Raw genomic sequence first — 20,478 nt, 5'->3', positions numbered from 1 at the left:
TATATAATACAAATATGAGAATTTTTACTTTATTTATTTGTCTGTTATTTGTGGCGCCGGGGGCGTTTGCACAAAAGTCCTCGTTTCTAAAACGAATATTTTCGTTGAGTCGGCCTGTTGAAGTTTCCGTTAAGGTTCCGCCGTCTGCGTTGCCCAAGGCCTTATCCTCGGCGTTGACGGCCCGTCCGGTGGCGGTTACGCCTCTTTTGCGTGTTCCGGTGGTGTCTGCGCTGACGCCCGAAATTAGGGCCGTTGTAGCGCAACACAAATCGGCCCGCACCGCACTTATCAGCGAGGTGGCCAAACTAAAACCTGCCGAAGCGCATATGGGGGCCTCTTTGTTGGAAGCGCGCAATATTTTTACAGGTTCTTTAATTGGAAGCGGCTTTGTGGTCCGTTCGGGCAGCGGGCGGCTGTATGCGGTTTTATCCTATCACGTGGTAGGTGGCCCGGGCAATATGGTGCATTTGCGTGTATTTAACGAAAAAGGCGAATCCCGGGATTACGAGCGTTTGTTTGTGTCCGCTTCCGGCGCGTATGGCATTAATTCGCCGGATTCGTCTATTGTAGAACTTCCGTTGGATGCGGCCGATTTTGTTAAACCGCTTCACCTGGCCAAACAGGCCCCCAAAGAGGGGGATAAACTGGCCGCTTGGGGTAGCCCGTATGCGGTGCAGGGATTGGCGCGGCTTAGTAATTTAACGCTTCTTAACGCCAAAGGCGTTAAACTAACCATACAGAGCGAGCAGACGCCCTTTAAAATGGACGGTCTTTGCGGAAGCCCCGTACTTAACGAAGCGGGCGAGGTGGCAGGTATTATTGACGGATTTCATAAGGATTCCTTGCACTATTTTGCCGCCGATGCGCGCTTTACCCTTTCGTGGTTGATTGGCAATTACGAGCAAAATATGGTTCCAATGTTTGAGTATAAGTTAAACGGCCGTGCGGCATTTTGGGTGGCGTCCGGCGAAAGCGTAGGCGAAGTGCGGTGGTTAAACTCCCGCGGAAAGGTAAAGGAAAAAGTCTATCTGCCGCAGTACCCTGCTCCGTTTGACCCCGCCAAACTGGAAGAGTTGTTCCCTCAGGCCAAAGCCGGGGATGCGCTGGAACTGGATATTTTAAAGCACCGGGAACTGCACCGCACCGTTACGGTGGAAATAGACCAGCCGTAGGTATTTTATATCTTCACTTAAAAGGAAGCCGACGGGGCTTCCTTTTTCGTTCCCCGCCGTCAAAACAAATATTATAAAATGAAACAATGAGGCTTTATCCCCTAATTAAACTGTTGCGCCAAGCCTTGGCTGTATTGCTTATCCTGCAATTTACGTTCGCTCTTCCGGCGGGCGCGCAGTCGCTTCCGTACCGGCTGGTGGATACGGACCAGTACGATATTTTTAGGGAAGACCAGCAAGCCAAAGAGGAACAGAAACTGGCCTTGGAGGACCCGCCAGACGACGCAAACCTGTTAAAATACTCCAACGAGTTTTGGCGGCAGGCGGTTACGTCGGTGGAGGGGGCTTATAAACTGGATAAAGAGCCGGAGCCTATTCCCGATTTAACGCTTTTGAACCCCACTTTGTCCTTGCCTTTGTACGGCACGAGTATCGCTCTCACGGGCCGCTATGTGCTGGGCTTTAAAATGGCATCTAAAAAATATAAGAAAGACGACAACAACAGCGTGGACGAGCGCAGCAACAGCAGTTTTGAAATGGACCAGCAGTTGCAGTTAAAAATGCAGGGTAAAATTTTGGAACGCGTGTTTGTGGATATTGACTACGACGACCAGCGGGAAGAGGAAAAAAGTATTTCCGTGGCTTACCGCGGCAAGCCGGGGGAACTGGTGCAACTGGCTGAATTTGGCGATATCAATTTATCCCTGCCGCAGACGGAGTTTATTGCGTACGAAAAGCAACTTTTCGGTGCTAAAATGCACTTGCAGCATAAGAACGCTAACCTCTATTTAATCGGCTCCCAAACCAAGGGTTCCAGCAAGCAAAAGCAATTCGTGGGCAGCAGCGTGGCGGAAATCGTTTCGTTGGCTGATAAAGATTATATCCGCCGTACTTATTACGATTTGACCTTTGGCGGAAACGTGCCCGACAACGCGCGTGATACCGCGCTGGATAATGCCTATTCCCAATGGAAAACATATATCGGTTCCATTTCCCCCGGTTCGGAAGAAATTTATTTTTATAACAACAGCACTTCTTCTGATTTTGTGCCCATAACGCTAGATGCCACCGATTTTATGGGAAGTGCGGTTTATAATGCAAAATGGGAACTTTTAACCCGCGGTACGGACTACACCATAGACTATGCCAGTGGCATCATCACTTTTAAGCGTACCATTAAGGCGGAAAGCGTATTGGCGGTGGACTACCGCGGAACGACGGGCAACCGATTAAGCAGTTGGGGAACGCCCAATACTATTAAATTAATCAAAACCGAAAACGACCAATCCACCCTTTCGGGTACCGAGCAAACCGCTACCAAAATGGAGTTAAAGACGTATTACAATATCGGTGCGCAAAAAATTACGCCGGATAACGGAAAAGGCAACTTTATTTTGCAGTTGCAGGATGCTAACGGGCAAACTGTTACGGACCCGAATTACCTCTATCCCTCCACTATTATTATGGATTTTGATACGGGTATCTTTTATTTACAAAGCCGTCTTGAAGATAAAGGCCTTTACGGCACTACGCCGACGTCTTCCAAAAATATGACGTTCAAAATACAGTACGAGTCCACGGTAAAAACCTATTTTATTGAGGCGGACATTGTCGTCCAGTCCGAAACCGTTAAACTAAACGGACGCACCTTAACACGCAACAACGATTATTACATTGACTATACCTCCGGCTTTATTACCTTCTACAAGGGAGATGAAATTACCGAAAACTCCACTATTGATATCACTTATGATACGACCAACGGCTCTAACTCCAACAACTCCGTAATGGGGGGGCGGTTAGATTACAAACTGTTTGATAAAATCGTAATGGGGGCCACCGTGCTGAAAGAAGGCGGCGACAAACCCACCACAGTCCCGCAAGTAGGCGATTATGCCAAGGACCTTTTAGTTTATGGGGCGGACATTAACGGGAAGGATATCAAACTGGCGGAACCTTTGTCGGTGGATTTCAGCGCGGAAGTTGCCAAAAGTGTCAAAAAGCAAAACCTGTTCGGCTACGCGATGATTGACAGTATGAACGAAACCAACGAGCAGGTGGCGGGATCGCGTATATTTCGGGATTGGATTATTGCGGCCAACCCGAGCGGAAAAAGTGCGTTCTGGAATTCTATCCGTTGGGATACCCAAGACTTGCCGTCGTTAGAAATCAACCCGCACTCTATTGCCGATTACAACGATAAACAGCAAGTGCTTGTCATTGATTATGATTTTACCAAAGGAGTCAATTTTGACGGACGGGATGAAGTGTCTATCGTCTATCCGCTCAGCACCAGCGGTTTGGACTTATCCAATAAGACTTCTTTTGAACTGACTATGCTGGGCGAGACCGGCGGCCCTAAGGTGAACTTTACTTTTGGTAATATTTCGGAATATTCGGATAATTCTATGGGTATGGAAACCCAATGCAGCGGCGGCGGGCTGGCCCCCAAGACGGAAGATGTTTACTGCCGCAACAGTTTGGCGCCGAACGAGGATATCGGGTGGCCGTTTGTGGATCCGGACTACGATCCAGATCACCCAGACGACAGTAAAGTGCACCGCTATAATCCGTTTGTAAATAACGTCTATAATCCCGAATCCCAGCCTAACGGACGTATTGATACGCAGGATTTAAACGGCAACGGCAAGTACGATACGGAAAGTATCCCCTCACAGGGAAATTTCGGTTTTGCGGGGGCGGATATACCCGGTTTGGCAGATAATGTGGCGGAAAATACCGCCTGGCAGACCTTTACTGTTCCCTTAACCATTAACGATAAAAGCGAATGGACCGCGGTCCGCCACTTGCGTATTACACTTAAAAAAGGGGATAAATTAAAAGGGCAAATTAAAATTGCCAATGTGTCTTTGTCCGGCACGGCTTGGAACCCGCAGGAAAATGTATCTCCGTCCGTGTTTTCCGTTGCAGGTATTAATAACGTAGATAATGCCAATTATGAGCCTATTTTTGCAGACCGCACGGGCGACGGCCGGCAGGTGTTTAATTACTTGTACGGTTCTGTGGATAATTACAAAAAGTCCACCGGTTCCGCTAACGCATTGGACCAATCCTTAAACCTCAAATTTAATACTGCCACCTTGGGCGAAAACGAAGAAGTGTATGCCAACCGTAACTTTTCCACTATGGATTTTAGCCAACACCGCGAAGTGCGCTTTTTGCTTCACGGAGCAATGCAGCAGGGCACAGATACGCCCCTAAACCAAGACGGTACGGAATTTTTCTTAAAGGTCGGTACGGAAAGCAATTATGATAAAGTTGTGGTGCCGACCAACTTCCGCGGTTGGCGGTTGATTTCCTTAAAAATGGTGGACTCCAACGGGGACGGCATTGCCGATACCTTTGAAAACCAGTCCGACCCGTCCTATAATGTGCGGGTGGAACCCGTGCGGACCTCAAACGGAATTTTAAACTTCCAGGAAGTCAGTTTGATTTTAGCGGGGGTGCAAAAGGAAAACGGCACTTCTGGCAGCCAGGGCGAAGTGTGGCTCAACGTCATCCACTTGGCGGGTGCTATTACCAAAGAAGGCACGGCATACAAAGGCGATGTGGTGGTAAAGTGGGACGAGTGGGGCAGTGCCGGGGCTAAGTACAAATACCAGGACAGTAATTTTGAAACCCCTCTTTCCGTTGCCAAAAACCAAGAGGTTACCCAACAGGAATATTTCGTTAAAGTAAACAAAATTAAAGAATTCCCGATGGAAGCCAATTTGACTAAATCCAGCACGGTTACTCCCCTAATTACGGACTCCAAGGATTATAACACCGTCAGTTTATTGGATAAAGGCCAGGTGGACCGCCAAAGTACAATGGTGCGCGGCGATTTTATCAAGGAAAACCTGCCCAAAATCGGCGTGGAGTACACCACCGACCAGGTAAAATACGACGTAATGAAGCGCCAGGATGATGCCCGCACTTACGGGGCAACTCTTTCTCATACGGCGGGTTCTTTCAAAAACATTTCCGCCGGATATCACATTACCGATTCGTCCATTGATTACGACCGGAGCAAACACTTGGAATCGGCCAATTACTATAATACGGATGAAAACACGCAAAAAATGAATATGAAGGTAACGTATCAGCCCAATAATTCTTTTACCTTTACGCCCAGTTACAGTTTAAGCAAAAGCAAGGAGGACCGCACCCAATATTCCGCGGCGACCCAGCAGGATATCAGTTACCCCAAGGCTTTAACGCAAAACACAGGCTTTAACAGTACTTGGAAGATTAATAAATGGCTGGCTCCGTCCGTCAGTTATAATATCAGCACGCAGGAAAACAACAACTTAAACGCCAAAACGCTGACCGCTTCCGGCACTCGCGTAGAGGTGGGTGTAGGCGAGGTGAAAACCGTCAACCGCAATGCGGACGGCGGGATATCCTTAACGCTTAACGGAAATGAACTGTTGCCGAACAGTAAATTATTAAACACGTTGGTTATTTCTTCCAGTTACCGCATACAGGACGCCGATGCGTGGGCTGATGTGGACAGCGGGTTTGACTCCCGCAAGGCGCTGTGGATTCGCGGCGGTTCTTTAAAAGATGTGGGCGATTACGGCTACCGCAAGAGTTTAATTTTGCGCGATACTTTTACCTCTACCCAGCGTTGGAGCCCGCTCGCCCGCTACGAAATGGGCGGCGCGGCCGCTCCGCTTAAAACCATTTCGCTGATTAACAACTTTACCAAAACCTTGCAGTCCAACGAACAGACGGGAACGTCGTACGATTCCACCAGTTTAACCCTGCCGGATATGACCTTTTCCATTTCCGACTTGGAGAAATTCTTTTACGGCGGACGCTGGTTCAGTTCATCTAACCTAAAATTGCGTTACAGTTGGGTGGAGCAGACGAATACGGGAACTGACGAACAATACACCAAGCAATACGGCGGCGATTTGCGCTTTATGCTGTTTAACTATTTTGATACGGTGCTTAATTTTACGCGCAAAGATTCGGACAAAACCGACCTGCGTGCCGGAACCAGTTTGGAGACCGTGCACGATAGCGATATGTCCGCGCAGACGTCTTTTTATGTGGGTTCTTTGCGCGTAACGCCGAAAGTGTTGTATTCAGCACACGATAAGTGGCTGGTGGCTGGGAAAATCAGCGAAAGCACAACCACCACTACTCCCAGTTTAAACTTGCGTTGGGATTTTAATATTCCGCGCGGCATTAAATTGCCGTTTGTAAATAAAATGTATAATGCCACCAACCGCGTGATTTGGAATACCACCCTCACTTATACGGATAAAAAATCTCCGGTAGAGGTAAAGGATAACTACCAAATGTATGATGTTACCACATCACTGGATTATGAGATGTCGCAAAATTTGCGCTTTACGCTTTCCGGCGGGTTGACGGTGCTCGACCACGCCTATGTGGAAACCGAGGATTACACTGCCTACAATGTGGCGGCTAATGTAACAATTCAATTTTAATATGAAATACGGTGCGGCATTTTTTAAACTTGTGTTGCATTTCTTCCTGCCGCGCACCTGTTTTGCTTGCGGGTGCGATTTATCTTGGAACGCAAATGAACCCTTATGCACGGAGTGCCTTTCCCGTTTGGACGCACCCGGGCCGCACATTTGCAAACGGTGCGGGGCGGTGTTGAAGTACGGCGGGGCGCATTGTTTTGCCTGCCGGGGGAGTAAGGAGCGGAAATACAAATGCCGCGTAATTCGCTCTGCTTTTAAATTTAATACATCTTCCCGCTCGCTTGTACACGCTTTAAAGTATTCCCGGGCAGATTATTTGGCGAAATATATGGGTGCGCAAATGGCGGTGCGTTATAAAAACTACCCGGAACTGGCGGAGGCGGAAGTGGTAATGCCCGTGCCGCTTTTCCCTAAAAGAAACCGTACGCGCGGCTATAACCAAAGCGAACTGCTTGCAGAAAATTTCGCGCCCTTGGTGGGACTGCCGCTAGATAGCAAAAGTTTGGTGCGTATTAAAAATACGATTAGCCAAACCACTTTGGGCCGTGTGGGCAGATTAGCCAATATGAAAGGGGCCTTTGCGTATAAAAAACAGGAACCCATAAAGGGAAAAACCGTTTTACTGATAGATGATGTGGCAACCACCGGTGCCACCTTGGAGGGCTGTGCCGAGGCCTTAAAAGCGGCGGGAGCCAAAAAGGTAATGGCCTATACTTTTGCCCGGGAATAAGTTTATACGCAAAATGTTCCCAAAAGTTATTTACGCGCTTTTGCACACCGTTATCGGGGGCAGAAAAGGCAGTCCGTTGACCCGTGCGCTTTTAATTCCGCCCGCAAAACTTTTTCATTTATTGCATTTCTTCTGCATAATGTTTACAATCATCGGGTCCACGCGGCTCATCCCTACGGTGGAAATACTGCCTAAATTTTGGATCGTTTCTTCCGCAGTACGGCCGACAAAACCTTCCACTTCCGTAATGCCGTAATCGTGTATGGCCATATAGGCGGAGCGGATTGCCGCGTCGGTGGAACTGACGACTTTTAGCGCGCAACCGCTTTTTGCCCCGTCGCACAACATACCGCCAATATCGCTGATGATGTTATTAATTGCCAGCGTAACAGCGGGCACGCAGTTGCCGCGCTGTTGGTAAGTGATAGCCGCTGTTGCTCCCACCCCTGCGGCAATCGCACAACCGCAAATGGGCGCAAGTTCCCCGGTAAAGACCTTTACATAACCGTTTAACAAGTGGGACAGGGCAATACTCTTTAAAATGGTGGTTTCCTCTACTTCCATTTCCTTGCCTACTTTCCACGGTACCAAAATGGTTACGACACCTTGGTTGCCCGATTCCCCGCTGGCCATAACGGGAACGGCTTGTCCGTCCATACGCGCATCGGCGGCGCAGGCGGTTAAAATTTTGGTGGACGAAATTAAGTCCATTTGCAGCAGTTTTTTGCGTACCAGTTCTTTAATGTAAAACCCTACTTTTTGCAAGGCTTGGCCCAGTTCGGCGGCTTTTAAATTCATTTCTACGCCCTTTTTGATGTATTTTAAATCTTCGTCGTCTGCATTATCGGCGGCATTTAATAAATCTTGCAGAGTGGCTTTTTTTAGGGCATTTTTAAAATCGTGCGCTTTTTGGGCACAGTTTTCAAGCGGTAAATGGTTTACTTTTATTTTATCCCCGCACGATAAATACGCCACGTCCGTATGGCTTCCTGCAATAACACATTTGGCGGTTTTATGGTTTTTGCCTGTTAGTGTACAGGCAATGTAAAAGCCGTGCGCCTGCGGGGCAACTTCCATAGTCAGCAAATGCTTTTTTAGCATTTCTTTGGCTTGGGCCAAGACGGTTTTGTCAGCGGCGGATAAAATTTCCATATTCAGTTCCGGCTTGGCTAGTAAAATTCCCATTGCACCGGCTAACAGATTCCCCTTTTCGCCGTCCGTATTGGGTATTCTTACCCCCATACCGTTCTTATAGGTTCCGGCATCTAACTGAAATTCGGCTTTTTCTATGTCCGCCCCCAATTCTTTGGCGGCATACGCGGCGCATAACGCTACGGAAACCGGCTCCGTACATCCCATAGCCGGATAAACTTGATACTTTAAGACTTCTTTTAAAATGTTCATATTATATTTTCCCGTTTGCTTTTAAACTATAATGAGCGCCCTTGCCGATAATAATGTGGTCGTGTACCGAAATGCCAAAAAGTTCCGCCGCCCGCAGTACCTCGCGTGTGAGTTCTATGTCCTCCTGCGAAGGGGTGGCATCTCCCGACGGGTGATTATGCACTAAAATAATGGCAGGGGCTTTGGCCGCTAGGGCGCACTCCACGATTTTGCGCGGCGAAACGGCCACCCGGTCAATCAATCCAGAAGCAATCGTTTCCGTGCCCATAACCGTATTACGCACAGAAAGATAAATCACTTCTAAACACTCCTCCTGCTTTCCGGAAAGCGAAGCGTTGCAGTATTCCAGCACCTGTTGCGGGGTGCGGATAGTTACGCGTTGTTTTACTTCGGCAAGCGAATATTTTTTAAATACAGCGCGAATCAGTTTTAAAAACTGTGCCGTTCCGGGGCCTACCCCGTCTATTTGCGAAAGTTGGTCCGGTGCCGCGTCCAGCACGGCGGCCAACGAGCCGAATTTTTTAAGCAGAGCCCAAGCAATCGGTTTGGTGTCTTTGCGCGGCACGGCATAAGTTAAAAGCAGTTCCAGGGCTTCGTGGTCCAGGAAACTGTCCAACCCTGCCGCCGCGAATTTTTCACGGATGCGTTCACGGTGTCCGATATAAGAAGGGTTATTTGGCATAGTGTTTCTCGTTTTTTATTATACTGTTTTTAATGCTAGAATAAATATAATCAAAATGACGTATAAGGGGGAAATATGAAACATATCGTCGTAATTGGCGGCGGGCCTGCGGGGTATCCGGCCGCATTAAAGGCTTCTTCGTTGGGGGCCAAAGTTACGCTGGTTGAAAAAAACAAAGTCGGCGGAGTGTGTTTAAATTGCGGTTGTATTCCGTCAAAATCTTTATTAGATGCCGCGCACCGCTTTCATACGGTTAAAACCATTTCAGCCTTGTGTGCGGACGGCGCACAGGAACAGGCAGATAAACTTTTTAAGTTGCTGGATTGGGCAAAAATCCAATCCCGCCAACGCGCCGCTACTCGTAAACTGACGCAAGGGGTGTCTTTTTTGCTTAAAAAAGCAGGTGTAGAGGTAATAAATGGGGAGGCTTCCTTTGTAAACGAGCATACGATAAGCGTGAAAAAAGCGGACGGAACGGAACAGCAACTGGAAGCGGACGGCGTTATTTTGGCAACCGGGTCCGAAGCCTTTTTCCCGCCTCCGTTTGACCAAATAAAAGATAAAATTTACGATAATTCCACCCTTTTTGATATGCCTCATCTGCCCAAAGAGTTAGTGATTGTCGGCGGGGGGGTAATCGGGTGTGAAATGGCCGACTTTATGAACGAACTGGGGGTTAAAGTAAGCATTGTGGAAATGCAGCCGCGCTTGTTGCCGCTGGAAGACGAAGGAGCCGCCCGCGTGCTGACACAAGCCTTTGGAAAAAGGGGTATTCAACTTTTCACAGGTGTAAGCGCGGAAGGAGTAACTTGCGAAAACGGAACTTATACGCTTACGCTTTCCAATGGGCAAACCGTAACGGCTGATGCGGTATTAGCCGCTATTGGGCGCAGTGTGAATTTAAGCGCGCTTAAAATGGAAAATATCGGCGTAACCTGGAACCGCAAAGGGGTACAGGTAAACCCGCAAACATTACAGTTAAAGGGCAATATTTATGCCGCCGGAGATGTAAACGGCCTTTTCCAACTAGCCCACGCAGCCAGCCGGCAAGGTGAGGTGGCGGCTGAAAACTTGTGCGGCGTTCCGGCGGTTTACCATAACGAAGGTGTGCCGCGCGCCATTTACACATCGCCCGAAATTGCTTCTATGGGTCTTACGCGCGCACAAGCCGAAGCCAAGGGACTGCCTGTTAAAACCCATAAGGCTTTTTTGCTTGCCAACGGACGTGCCGTTGCACAGGACCAGACAGAAGGATATTACGAACTGACCAGTAATGCCCAAACCGGAGAATTGTTGGGCGGTGTATTTGCCGGTGCGCACGCGGCGGAACTTATCCACGCAGTAAGTGTGGCCTTGGCCGCCAAAATGACTGTGGCACAGTTAAAAGAAGTAATTTTTGCTCACCCCACCTTTGCCGAATCTATCGGGGAGGCATTAAACAGATGAATCTCGTAACCATTGTGTTAGTACGCCCGCGCGACCCCAATAACATTGGGGCCTGCGCCCGGGCAATGGGAAATTTCGGGTTGTCCGACTTGCGCGTAGTGGACCCCTATGAACCTGTTTGGCGCGAATCTGTCAGTGCGGTTGGGGCGGGCGATATTATGCGGCAGGCTATAAAATGTGCAACCTTGGACGAAGCCTTGCAAGATACGTCCTTTTCTTTGGCCGCTACGGCTATTAAAAACCGCGAAATCAAGCAGGAAATCGTTCCGTTGCCGGTGTTAAACGAACGCTTGCAAACCGCTCCGCAAGGGCGTGTAGCCTTGGTGTTTGGCAACGAAAAGAGCGGCCTGTCTGGCGAAGATATAGAGCGGTGTGATGTGGTGCTGAATATCCCTACGGTCTCCAAACAGCCGTCTATCAATTTGGCCCAAGCTGTTATTTTGACTTGTTACGAACTATCCCGCCGTCCTGATTTTAAGGCGATCCGCCGCCCCGGCAAAGCACCCGCAAGTCCGACGGACGCGCAAAAGGAAATTTTTATTTCATCTGCGGACATTTTGTTTGAAAAGTCCGGGTTTAAGACCGATTTTTCGTCCGCCCAACGCAAGGCGCTTCTGCGCCATATGCTTTCCCGGCAAGGGCTGAGCCGGGAGCAGTTGTTTTTCTTAAAAAAATGGGCCGATAAATTGGCAGACAAACTGCCGTAAATAGCCCGGCCAAAGGCCGCCATATTTGTTAAAATATAACTAAGGCTTACAGGGGGGCACAAATGGATTATAATATCCTAGTTATTAACCCGGGGTCCACCTCGGACGATATTGGCTATTACCGCGGAAATACATCCGTGTTTGAGGTTACAGTCCGTTATTCGTTGACCGACTTGGAACCGTACGAAGGCAAAAACGTTACCGAACAGTTGCCCCTGCGCCGCAAATTGATTTTGGATTACCTGCTGGACCACAAAGTTCCGCTGGAAGAAATTGATGCGGTTATCGGCCGCGGCGGATTTATTCACTCCGTAGAAGGGGGTGTGTATGCCGTCAACGACCAAATGGTCAGCGACTTGGAAACAGGCCGCTATGGCGGAATCCACCCCAGCAATTTAGGCGGCATTTTGGCGCGTGATATTGCCCAGTACGCAGGCTGCCCCAGTTTTATTGCCAATCCGGTCGTAATTGACGAAATGCAACCCGTGGCCCGCTATTCGGGTATGCCCGAAAATCCGCGTATTTCCATTTTTCACGCATTGAGCCAAAAGCGCGTGGCCCGTTTGATTGCGGGCAAATTGGGCAAACCGTACGAAAAAATGAATTGTATCGTTTGCCACGGAGGTGGCGGCATTACCGTGGGAGCGCACCGCGAGGGAAAAGTGGTGGACGTAAACAACGGTTACGAAGGCGACGGCCCGATGACCCCGCAAAGAAGCGGCGGTACGCCAAACTCCGCCCTGGTGCAAATGTGCTATTCGGGCAAATATACCTTGCGCGATATGCGCCTTAAACTGCGCGGAAAGGGCGGATTGGTGGCCTATACGGGCACTTCCGACGTAAAAGATTTGGAAGAATTTATCCGCACGGGTGAAAAACGCCCCGGCTCGCTCATTTGCTGCACGCGCGAAGAAGCCAAACTGGCCGAAGACGCAATGATTTACCAAATTGCCAAATACATTGGGTCAATGGCCGTAGTGTTAGAAGGAAAAGTGGATTTTATTGCTCTTACGGGCGGGCTGATGTATAGCAAATATATACCGCAGGCTATTAGCACTTATGTCAGTTGGATTGCCCCGGTATATGTGTTCCCAGGCAGCGAGGAAAAGGACGCCCTGCGCGAGGCTGCCCGCCGTGCGCTGGATAATCCTAAAATTGTAAAGAAGTACAGTTGATTTATAAAGTTAGTCTTGTAAGGAGAAAAGTATGAAATTCAAAAGTTTTGCCGATTTGATTGAACAAGTAAAAGGGAAATCAAACCGTGTAGTAGTGCCGGGCGCAAACAATAAAGAAGCGTTGACGGCTATCAAAATGGCCGACCAAAACGGCCTTATTTCCCACGGTATTTTGATTGGGCCGCTGGCTGCCGTCAAACAAATCGTAGCCGAGGTAGGTCTGGATGACAGCAAATTTGAATTTATTGATTGCGAAGATGTTCCTACTATGTGCAAACTGGCTGTGGACCAAATTTTGGCCGATAAAGGCGACTTTTTGATTAAAGGTCTTGTGGATACCAAGTATTATATGAAGGCGATTTTAAACAAAGAAGCCCACTTGGTGCCGGAAGGGGCACTTTTGTCCCACTTTGTGCTGTTCAGCACGCCGAAATACCACAAGCCTTTTGCGGTAACTGATTCCGCGGTTGTGATTGCCCCTACCCTGGAACAAAAGGCTAAAATTATCCAAAATGCAGTGAACACTATGCACAAACTCGGCTTGGAAACGCCGAAAGTGTCTTGCGTGTGCCCGGTGGAAAAAGTAAACGAAAAAATCCCCTCTACTGTGGATGCGGCGGCCTTGGCGCAGATGAACGCGGAAGGAAAAATCACCGGCTGCACGGTGGAAGGACCGTATGATTTATATATTTCTCTCTCGCCCGAACGCGCGGCCGAAAAAGGTATTAAAGGCAAAGTAGTGGCCGGAGATGCGGATATTTTGATGTTGCCGGACTTGGATGCCGCCAACCCGCTCTACAAAGCCTTGGCTTTCTTTGGCGACCATATGGAAGCAGCAGCTGTACTCGTCGGCCCGAAAATCCCGGTCATTTTGCCTTCCCGCGCGGATGACCCGAAAGTGAAACTCAATGCTATTGCATTGTGCTCTTTCTTAAAGGACCAAAAATAGTTTAGAAAGGGGCGGCTTAACGGCCGCCCCTTGTTACGCTTATGAAAGAAAAATTCCTGGCTTTTATCCAACAGCATTACCGCCGCTACCACGATATTTTATTTTACACGCTTACGTTGAGTGTAATTATTGTGGCAACGGGAGTGGCGTTGCATATTTCGCACATCAAAGATGCGCGGGAACTGGAAAACTTGCGTGAGCGCGAAATTCCGGTGCAGGAATTTACCATTAAAGAAAAACCGATTTATGTAGCCTTGCAGGAAGCGGGTCTTTCTAACCAAGAAGTGGCGCAAATTGTGGGCAAACTTTCCACAGTGGCTGATACGCGCAAACTCCAAAAGAACGATGCCTATTCCCTGTCGGTAGATGCCGATGGGCATTTTATTATGCTGCTTCTTACGCAAGGTTTTAAACGCTATTATGTGGCCAATGTGGCCCACGTGGATGGTGCATTGGTGGCGGGGGTAAGCGACGTGGAAATTAAAACCCGCATTAAAACTGCCGCCGGAAAAATTAAAGGCTCTTTGTTTAACTCTATGCTTGCCCGGGGTTTGCAAGTGCCCCTCATTTTAGATTTTACGGATGCTTTTTCGTGGACGATTGATTTTAACACCGATACCCGCAACGGCGACGAGTATGCCGCCCTGTGGGAAGAAAATTATACAGCATCGGGCGAAATAACCGGCCAAGATTTGCTCGCCGCTTCTTATAAAAGTGCGGACGGCGGAACGACTTACGCTTTTTATTTTGAAGATGATTTTTATGATGAAACGGGCAAAATGAGCAAAAAGATGTTCTTGAAATCTCCCATCAGTTTCCGCAATTACCGCATTTCGTCGCGCTTTTCTTATGGGCGGTTACATCCTATTTTAAAAATCCGCCGCCCGCATTTGGGCATAGACTATGCCGCCCCCGCGGGGACCCCGGTTCAGGCTGTGGCGGACGGGACGGTAAAATTAGCCGGATATAAAGGCGGTTTTGGCAATTATGTGGAAATCCGCCACGCCAACGGCTATATGACCACTTACGGACATTTAAAGGGCTATGGCAAGGGTATTAAGGCCGGGGCCAAGGTCAAACAAGGGCAGACGGTGGGATATGTGGGAAGCACGGGCCTTTCTACGGGGCCGCACTTGGATTTCCGCGTTAAAGAAAAAAATAAGTTTGTAGATTTTTTGAAGATGAAAAACCGCAATTCCACGGTGCGGGATATCCCCAAAGAACAACGCAAAGAATTTGAGGACTTAAAAGTGTTATACTTAAAAGAATTAGAAGCAGCCCAAAAGGCGGCCTTTGCCCCTAAAAAGGACGCCGCGGAGGACAAAAATGAAGCATAAAAAAATCGCCATTACCGGCGGCCCCAATAGCGGTAAAACGACAGCCCTGTCGGTGCTGAAAGAAACCTTTGGCCCGCAAGTGGAACTCGTGCGTGAAGCCGCCACAATGATTTTTAGCGGCGGATTTCCGCGGCAGGATAACAGCCGCGCGCATATTGAAGCCGCCCAGCAGATTATTTTCGTAGCCACGAAGGAAATGGAAGAATTGGCGGAACAGACATCCGAGGCACCGCTTATCGTGTGCGACCGCGGTACAGTAGATGCATCCGTTTATTGGCCGGACGGCCCGGACGCATTTTTTGCGCATATGGGCACATCCTTGGAAGCGGAACTGGCGCGCTACGATGCCGTACTGCACCTGTCGCCGCCGTCCAACCCGGCCTTTTACCAATCTACGCACGTCCGTACGGAAACTTTGGACAAGGCATTTGAAATTGACCGCAAAATTTTAAAAATGTGGGAAAAGCACCCCAACCGTTTAGTTGTGGGCGGTACCGAACACTTTTTTGAAAAAGCGGAAGCCATTAAAAATTTTGTAGAAAAAATTATTAAAGGATAACTTATGAAAAAAATCGTTTTAACCGGCGGCCCCAGCGGCGGCAAAACCACGGCTCTTTCTATTTTGAAGGAAACCTTCGGTAACAAAATTGCCCTCGTGCAGGAAGCCGCAACCTTGATTTACAGCGGCGGTTTTCCGCGCAAGGACAACAGCCCTGTGCACATTGAACACGCCCAAAATATTATTTTTTATACTGTGCACCAGTTAGAAGAATTGGCCGAAAAGACCTCCAATGCCAAAATAATGGTATGCGACCGCGGGTCTATTGACGGAGCGGTGTATTGGCCCAAAGGCCCGGAAGATTTTTTTAAATCTATGCACAGTTCTTTGGAAGCGGAACTGGCGCGCTATGATGCGGTAATTCATTTGTCTCCGCCGCCCGAGAAAGATTTTTACCAGGCCACCAACGTCCGCACCGAAAACTTACAGCAGGCATTTGACCTGGACGACCGTATTTTGAAAATTTGGGAAAAGCACCCCAACCGCTTGGTTATCCCGCGGGAGAAACATTATTTTGAAAAGGCGGAAATTATTAAGAATTTTGTAGAAAAACTTATTTCCGAATAATTAGGAGTTGCACAATATGTGGAATCCATTTAAGAAAAAAGAAGAGACAGCGGCCCCGGCGGCCGAGCCGGCTAAAAACGGCAAAAAGGAATCTATTGAGGAGCGCATTGAGCGGGAGATTGATTCTCTGCCTGCTATGATTAAAAGTAAATTGCAGGATCCGACCATCAAAAAGCGCTTTATTGATATCGCCAAACGTATGGAAAAGGACGGGGTGGACTTTAAAAGTATCCGCCAAATGAAGAAGTGGATGAAGAACCACGAGGCCGAACTCCGTGCGGAAAACGGTACTGCGCCCGCCAAGGTGGAAACGGTGGTTCACCAAGGCCCCCGGATTGGACGCAACGACCCTTGCCCGTGCGGCAGTGGCAAAAAATATAAAAAATGCTGTGGTGCCGGAAAATAACGGCTTTTAAAGGAATAAAAAACCGCCCCGGGGAAATTTTCCCGGGGCGGTTTTAGGTTTAAGTTATCTTATTTCTGCAATCTGTTTAAGCGGCCTTGGGCACGGGAAGATAATTTGTTGGTGGGATGATTAATAATCAGCCGTTTGTATATTTCTATGGCTTGCGTGTTTCGGCCCTGTTGTTCGTAAGCGGAAGCCAAATCAAACATAATTTGCGGTGCACGCGGCCCGGCGGGATGCGCCACGAGGGCTTTTTCCAATGCCTGCATATATTTGGTTTGGTCGTGCATACGCTTTTTGGCTACATTGGCGGCTTCCAAGAGAGAGAACGTGCACTTTTCTTCGTCCGCACTAAACACATTGGCCGTTTTTAACAAAGTGTTATATGCTTCTCCGTAATTCTTGGTTTTTACATACACATCAGCCTTGCCGCGGTACGATTCATATGCGGCTTTTGTATTGCCCAGCAGTTCAATGGATTTGTCGTAATTAATAAGCGCGCTGTCAAACTGTTTGTTGTTTTCATCCAAAATGGCCATATGCTTATAAACGACACCCGTTTCGGAGGAGCCGGGAAACTCCCGCAGTACACGCGTATAATATGCAGTAGCGTTGGCGGTGTCCTTTAAATTGTCGGCATAAATATCCCCAATAAGACGCAAACTGGCTGCTTTATAAGGTGTGGCAGGATACAGTTCTCCCGCTTTTTTGTATTGCGAAATAGCGGCTAAATAGTTTCCGTTTAGGCGGTGCAAATCTCCGTACCACAATTCCACTTTGTCGCCGTTTTCGTACTTGGGATGAAGCGCAAAAAAGGTTTCAAACGCTTGCGCGGCGGGCGCATACAAGGTGCGTCCCGGCAATTTAGAGAGCGCATACAAGGCTTCGGCTTCGCGGTCCGCTTCCGTGTCGATTTCCGCGGGTAGCGGAAGTGCAAAGAGTTGGTTTGCCGTTTCGCGCGCGTCTGCCTTTACGGCCTCGGCGGCTTGCGGCAAAAGCGCTTTTAATGCGTTGATATCTGCCGAGGGAAAGACCTTGCGTAGTTTAAAGAGCGAAACCAGCGCATTTGCATTGTCCTGCGCGCGTAAATAAAGGCGCGTTTGAAGCAGAAGTGCATCTGCCGTAGCGGCTTGCCCGGGATTTTGCGATACCCAAGTGCCTACATTATCTGCCAATGTTTTGGCGAAGGCGCGCTCGTCGCGGGTGGGGTCGGCGGAAATCGTGAGTGCCTGTTTTTTATAAAAATCCAACGCGGCGGACATATCGGCCGCTTTTACGGCCGGGGCGGCTATTAAAACCGCCGGGCTTGCGGCTCCGGCCTCGCGGGCACAGGCCGCTTTTACGGCCGGGGCGGCTATTAAAACCGCACTTAAAATAAGTAATAGTTTGCGCATAAGTTATCTGTAATTGGTGAATTGGAGTTCTACGCCGAAGTCGCCCCCTCTTAAAAGGGCCATCGTGTTTTGGAGTTCGTCTTTGGATTTGGACGATACGCGCAACTGGTCGCCCTGGATAGAAGCGGAAACCTTTAATTTAGCATCTTTGATGGCTTTGGTAATTTCCTTAGCCTTGTCCGACGGGATTCCTTGTTGGATTTTTACCGTTTGTTTGGCATTACCGCCCAAAGCGGCTTCAATTTTTTGCGGTAACATATTTTTAAGCGGAATGCCGCGTTTGGCAATACGCGTAAAAATGATATCGCGCAGGGTATTTACTTTATATTCGTCGCTGGAACCGAGTTTCAGTTCGTTATCCTTTTGGTTTAGTTCAATTGTAGAATTGGTACCTTTAAAATCGTAGCGGTTAGTGATTTCTTTATTGGCGGCGCTGACGGCTTCCGCGATTACGTTCAAATCCACCTTGGATACCACGTCAAAACTATAATCTGCCATAGAAATTTCCTCCTCAAAAAGTTTTTCAATTTATTTCCTATATTATATCTTTTTTTGTACAATGGTTTTATCGGCGGGGGCAGTTGCGCCCAGGGCGTTTCCCGCCAATTTTATGGAGGTTTGCAGCCGGAGTTTCCCTGCTTCGGCGGTAATTCGCTTATGAACATCAAAATTCGTTTGACTGCAATGAACTTTCTCCAATACGCCGTTTGGGGCGCGTACCTTACTTCTATGGGTACCTTCCTGGCCGGGGCCGGATTGGCGGAAAATATCGGTTGGTTTTACGCGGTGCAAGGTTTTGTATCGCTTTTTATGCCGGCTATTATCGGCATTGTGGCGGACCGCTGGGTTCCTGCGCAAAAACTGTTGGGCCTGTGCCATTTATTGGCGGCGGCCGGTATGGCCGGAGCGGCTTATTTCGGCTCGCTTCCCCAAGTGAGTTTTTCGCTGGTGTTTGCCTGCTATACGTTTAGTGTAGCCTTCTATATGCCCACGATTGCTCTTTCCAACTCCGTGGCTTATACGGCATTGCGCCAAGGCGGTTTTAATACGGTGTCCGCTTTCCCGCCCATCCGCGTATTCGGCACGGTCGGTTTTATTTGTGCGATGTTGACCTCCAACTTTACGGGTTTCCAAAATACCTATATGCAATGGTATTTCTCCGGCATTTTGGGTGTGATTTTGGGCTTGTATTGCTTTACCTTGCCTGCCTGCCCCACTTGCACGGAAAAAGCCAAATCTTTGGCCGAAGCATTGGGTCTCAAAGCGTTTGCGCTTTTTAAAGAAAAAAAGATGGCTATCTTTTTTATCTTCTCTATGTTGTTGGGTATGTCCTTACAAATTACCAACGCTTATGCCAATCCGTTTATTAACGGTTTTAATTCCTTGGCTGGTTTTGCCGGCTCTTGGGGGGCCAATAATGCCAACGCGCTGATTTCGCTGTCCCAAATGTCCGAAACATTGTGCATTTTGCTGATTCCGTTCTGTCTGAAACGCTTTGGTATCAAAAAGGTAATGCTTATGAGTATGATTGCGTGGGTGTTACGCTTTGGGTTCTTCGGCCTTGGAAATCCGTCCACCGCGGGCGGCATTGTGCTGTTAGTAGCCTCTATGATTGTATATGGGGTGGCGTTTGACTTCTTTAACGTGTCCGGCTCCCTGTATGTGGATAAAGAAACCGACCCGGCGATTCGTTCCAGCGCGCAGGGTGTATTTATGCTGATGACCAACGGCTTTGGCGCAATGATTGGTACGCTGGGCGCCCAGTGGGTCATTAACAAATTGGTAAACGTCCATATTAATGCTTATACGGCGGCGAACGGCTTTTTGCCGGAAGGTGCGGTGTATCCGGCGGATGTTTCCCATACCATTATGACCGGGTGGAGCGAATCGTGGTTCGTTTTTGCGGGCTTCTCCTTGGTGGTGGCTATCCTGTTTGCCTTTATTTTTAAATACAAACACGTGCCGGAAGCGTAAGAGTTTTACTTGCGAAAAAAGGCGCCTTTTAACGGGGCGCCTTTTTTGTGGCTGGTACAGTAATATTTTTGCGCAAGTGGAAAAACTGGCCACAAAAAACCGCCCGAAAAGGGCGGTTTTAAAGGTGTTGCAAGACTTATTATTTGGCGGCAGCGGCTTTGTTAGCGGCTTTGGCCAAGCGGGATTTCTTGCGGGCAGCCGTTTTCCAGTGGATTACGTTCTTTTTGGCGGCCTTGTCAATGCAAGATTCGGCTTTTTTCAAGTCTTCTTTGAGTGTGGTGGCTTTCGTGGTAGCGGAAGCGTTCACAGTTTTGGTGGCTAAGCGGACTTTTTTAATCAAGCCCTTGTTAGCGGAAGTTCTTTTTTCGGCTTGGCGCTGCGCTTTGATAGCGCTAGTGTGCCGACCAGTTTTAAGTTTTGCCATTTATATAGTTCCTCTAATAGAAAAATCGGGTTACTAATATTTTATCCTTTTATTGCCGCGGGGTCAACTGATTTTTTTCGGTTAAGCAGG

Annotated in this window: 17 protein-coding genes; 12 read left to right on the top strand and 5 right to left on the bottom strand. The window is 48.5% G+C overall.

From position 1 onward, the window contains the following. Window positions 1–14: 14 nt before the first annotated feature. From ACZOTW_RS02135 to ACZOTW_RS02125, 3 genes are all read left to right on the top strand, one after another. Window positions 15–1,172, top strand: a complete 1,158-nt coding sequence (locus tag ACZOTW_RS02135) for a S1 family serine peptidase (RefSeq protein WP_483997372.1) — start codon at window positions 15–17, stop codon at window positions 1,170–1,172. Window positions 1,173–1,258: 86 nt separating this feature from the next. Continuing rightward, window positions 1,259–6,634 carry a hypothetical protein gene (locus ACZOTW_RS02130; RefSeq protein ID WP_483997371.1) on the top strand — a complete coding sequence of 1,792 codons (5,376 nt, stop codon included), beginning with the start codon at window positions 1,259–1,261 and terminating at the stop codon, window positions 6,632–6,634. Between the two features lies 1 nt (window position 6,635). Beyond that, a complete protein-coding gene (locus ACZOTW_RS02125) occupies window positions 6,636–7,364 on the top strand; it encodes a ComF family protein (protein ID WP_483997370.1) in 729 nt (242 codons plus the stop codon). A gap of 114 nt (window positions 7,365–7,478) precedes the next feature. On the opposite strand, the gene ACZOTW_RS02120 is transcribed toward ACZOTW_RS02125, so the two are convergent. Next, a complete protein-coding gene (locus tag ACZOTW_RS02120) occupies window positions 7,479–8,768 on the bottom strand; it encodes an L-cysteine desulfidase family protein (protein ID WP_483997369.1) in 1,290 nt (429 codons plus the stop codon). A 1-nt stretch (window position 8,769) separates the two neighbouring features. Beyond that, window positions 8,770–9,450, bottom strand: a complete 681-nt coding sequence (radC, locus tag ACZOTW_RS02115; RefSeq protein WP_428049371.1) for a RadC family protein — start codon at window positions 9,448–9,450, stop codon at window positions 8,770–8,772. Window positions 9,451–9,525: 75 nt separating this feature from the next. Here radC and lpdA point away from each other — a divergent pair, with 75 nt between their 5' ends. The 8 genes from lpdA (at window position 9,526) to ACZOTW_RS02075 (ending at window position 16,596) form a co-directional block, all read left to right on the top strand. Next, window positions 9,526–10,896, top strand: coding sequence for a dihydrolipoyl dehydrogenase (gene lpdA, locus ACZOTW_RS02110; RefSeq protein ID WP_483997368.1), 1,371 nt, complete (start codon window positions 9,526–9,528; stop codon window positions 10,894–10,896). Then, window positions 10,893–11,603: an RNA methyltransferase gene (locus ACZOTW_RS02105; protein WP_483997367.1), complete on the top strand. Its 711-nt coding sequence runs from the start codon at window positions 10,893–10,895 to the stop codon at window positions 11,601–11,603. The genes lpdA and ACZOTW_RS02105 overlap by 4 nt, the downstream gene beginning before the upstream one ends. A 62-nt stretch (window positions 11,604–11,665) precedes the next feature. Continuing rightward, on the top strand, window positions 11,666–12,778 hold the full coding sequence (gene buk, locus ACZOTW_RS02100; RefSeq protein ID WP_177747792.1) for a butyrate kinase: 1,113 nt from the start codon (window positions 11,666–11,668) through the stop codon (window positions 12,776–12,778). Window positions 12,779–12,809: 31 nt separating this feature from the next. Then, entirely contained in the window at window positions 12,810–13,727 is a 918-nt protein-coding gene (locus ACZOTW_RS02095; protein ID WP_483997366.1) for a phosphate acyltransferase, read from the top strand. A gap of 41 nt (window positions 13,728–13,768) precedes the next feature. Further along, entirely contained in the window at window positions 13,769–15,064 is a 1,296-nt protein-coding gene (locus ACZOTW_RS02090; protein ID WP_483997365.1) for a peptidoglycan DD-metalloendopeptidase family protein, read from the top strand. Then, window positions 15,054–15,623 (top strand): ATP/GTP-binding protein, encoded by a 570-nt coding sequence (locus ACZOTW_RS02085; protein WP_177747802.1) that lies wholly within the window; start codon window positions 15,054–15,056, stop codon window positions 15,621–15,623. Before ACZOTW_RS02090 ends, ACZOTW_RS02085 begins: the two co-directional genes overlap by 11 nt. Window positions 15,624–15,626: 3 nt before the next feature. After that, a complete protein-coding gene (locus ACZOTW_RS02080) occupies window positions 15,627–16,190 on the top strand; it encodes an ATP/GTP-binding protein (RefSeq protein ID WP_177747805.1) in 564 nt (187 codons plus the stop codon). A gap of 16 nt (window positions 16,191–16,206) precedes the next feature. After that, on the top strand, window positions 16,207–16,596 hold the full coding sequence (locus ACZOTW_RS02075) for an SEC-C metal-binding domain-containing protein (RefSeq protein ID WP_428039795.1): 390 nt from the start codon (window positions 16,207–16,209) through the stop codon (window positions 16,594–16,596). A gap of 68 nt (window positions 16,597–16,664) precedes the next feature. Here the strand turns inward: ACZOTW_RS02075 and ACZOTW_RS02070 are convergent, their stop codons facing one another. Beyond that, window positions 16,665–17,990 (bottom strand): tetratricopeptide repeat protein, encoded by a 1,326-nt coding sequence (locus ACZOTW_RS02070; protein ID WP_483997364.1) that lies wholly within the window; start codon window positions 17,988–17,990, stop codon window positions 16,665–16,667. Window positions 17,991–17,993: 3 nt separating this feature from the next. After that, a complete protein-coding gene (locus tag ACZOTW_RS02065) occupies window positions 17,994–18,488 on the bottom strand; it encodes a YajQ family cyclic di-GMP-binding protein (protein ID WP_177747811.1) in 495 nt (164 codons plus the stop codon). 159 nt (window positions 18,489–18,647) lie between these two features. Here ACZOTW_RS02065 and ACZOTW_RS02060 point away from each other — a divergent pair, with 159 nt between their 5' ends. Then, window positions 18,648–19,964 carry an MFS transporter gene (locus tag ACZOTW_RS02060; protein WP_483997363.1) on the top strand — a complete coding sequence of 439 codons (1,317 nt, stop codon included), beginning with the start codon at window positions 18,648–18,650 and terminating at the stop codon, window positions 19,962–19,964. 139 nt (window positions 19,965–20,103) lie between these two features. Here ACZOTW_RS02060 and rpsT read toward each other — a convergent pair whose 3' ends face one another. Beyond that, window positions 20,104–20,388, bottom strand: a complete 285-nt coding sequence (rpsT, locus tag ACZOTW_RS02055) for a 30S ribosomal protein S20 (RefSeq protein ID WP_483997362.1) — start codon at window positions 20,386–20,388, stop codon at window positions 20,104–20,106. Window positions 20,389–20,478 lie beyond the last annotated feature (90 nt).

The sequence above is a fragment of the Candidatus Avelusimicrobium sp. genome (assembly GCF_056976295.1).
Note: the sequence above shows the minus strand (reverse complement) of the source record. Positions and strands in the feature narration are given on the sequence as shown.

What these genes read in the sequence shown, in the direction of transcription:
- ACZOTW_RS02135 (WP_483997372.1), top strand. Translation starts at nt 15, where the DNA reads ATGAGAATTTTTACTTTATTTATTTGTCTGTTATTTGTGGCGCCGGGG.
- ACZOTW_RS02130 (WP_483997371.1), top strand. Translation starts at nt 1,259, where the DNA reads ATGAGGCTTTATCCCCTAATTAAACTGTTGCGCCAAGCCTTGGCTGTA.
- ACZOTW_RS02125 (WP_483997370.1), top strand. Translation starts at nt 6,636, where the DNA reads ATGAAATACGGTGCGGCATTTTTTAAACTTGTGTTGCATTTCTTCCTG.
- ACZOTW_RS02120 (WP_483997369.1), bottom strand. Translation starts at nt 8,768, where the DNA reads ATGAACATTTTAAAAGAAGTCTTAAAGTATCAAGTTTATCCGGCTATG.
- radC (WP_428049371.1), bottom strand. Translation starts at nt 9,450, where the DNA reads ATGCCAAATAACCCTTCTTATATCGGACACCGTGAACGCATCCGTGAA.
- lpdA (WP_483997368.1), top strand. Translation starts at nt 9,526, where the DNA reads ATGAAACATATCGTCGTAATTGGCGGCGGGCCTGCGGGGTATCCGGCC.
- ACZOTW_RS02105 (WP_483997367.1), top strand. Translation starts at nt 10,893, where the DNA reads ATGAATCTCGTAACCATTGTGTTAGTACGCCCGCGCGACCCCAATAAC.
- buk (WP_177747792.1), top strand. Translation starts at nt 11,666, where the DNA reads ATGGATTATAATATCCTAGTTATTAACCCGGGGTCCACCTCGGACGAT.
- ACZOTW_RS02095 (WP_483997366.1), top strand. Translation starts at nt 12,810, where the DNA reads ATGAAATTCAAAAGTTTTGCCGATTTGATTGAACAAGTAAAAGGGAAA.
- ACZOTW_RS02090 (WP_483997365.1), top strand. Translation starts at nt 13,769, where the DNA reads ATGAAAGAAAAATTCCTGGCTTTTATCCAACAGCATTACCGCCGCTAC.
- ACZOTW_RS02085 (WP_177747802.1), top strand. Translation starts at nt 15,054, where the DNA reads ATGAAGCATAAAAAAATCGCCATTACCGGCGGCCCCAATAGCGGTAAA.
- ACZOTW_RS02080 (WP_177747805.1), top strand. Translation starts at nt 15,627, where the DNA reads ATGAAAAAAATCGTTTTAACCGGCGGCCCCAGCGGCGGCAAAACCACG.
- ACZOTW_RS02075 (WP_428039795.1), top strand. Translation starts at nt 16,207, where the DNA reads ATGTGGAATCCATTTAAGAAAAAAGAAGAGACAGCGGCCCCGGCGGCC.
- ACZOTW_RS02070 (WP_483997364.1), bottom strand. Translation starts at nt 17,990, where the DNA reads ATGCGCAAACTATTACTTATTTTAAGTGCGGTTTTAATAGCCGCCCCG.
- ACZOTW_RS02065 (WP_177747811.1), bottom strand. Translation starts at nt 18,488, where the DNA reads ATGGCAGATTATAGTTTTGACGTGGTATCCAAGGTGGATTTGAACGTA.
- ACZOTW_RS02060 (WP_483997363.1), top strand. Translation starts at nt 18,648, where the DNA reads ATGAACATCAAAATTCGTTTGACTGCAATGAACTTTCTCCAATACGCC.
- rpsT (WP_483997362.1), bottom strand. Translation starts at nt 20,388, where the DNA reads ATGGCAAAACTTAAAACTGGTCGGCACACTAGCGCTATCAAAGCGCAG.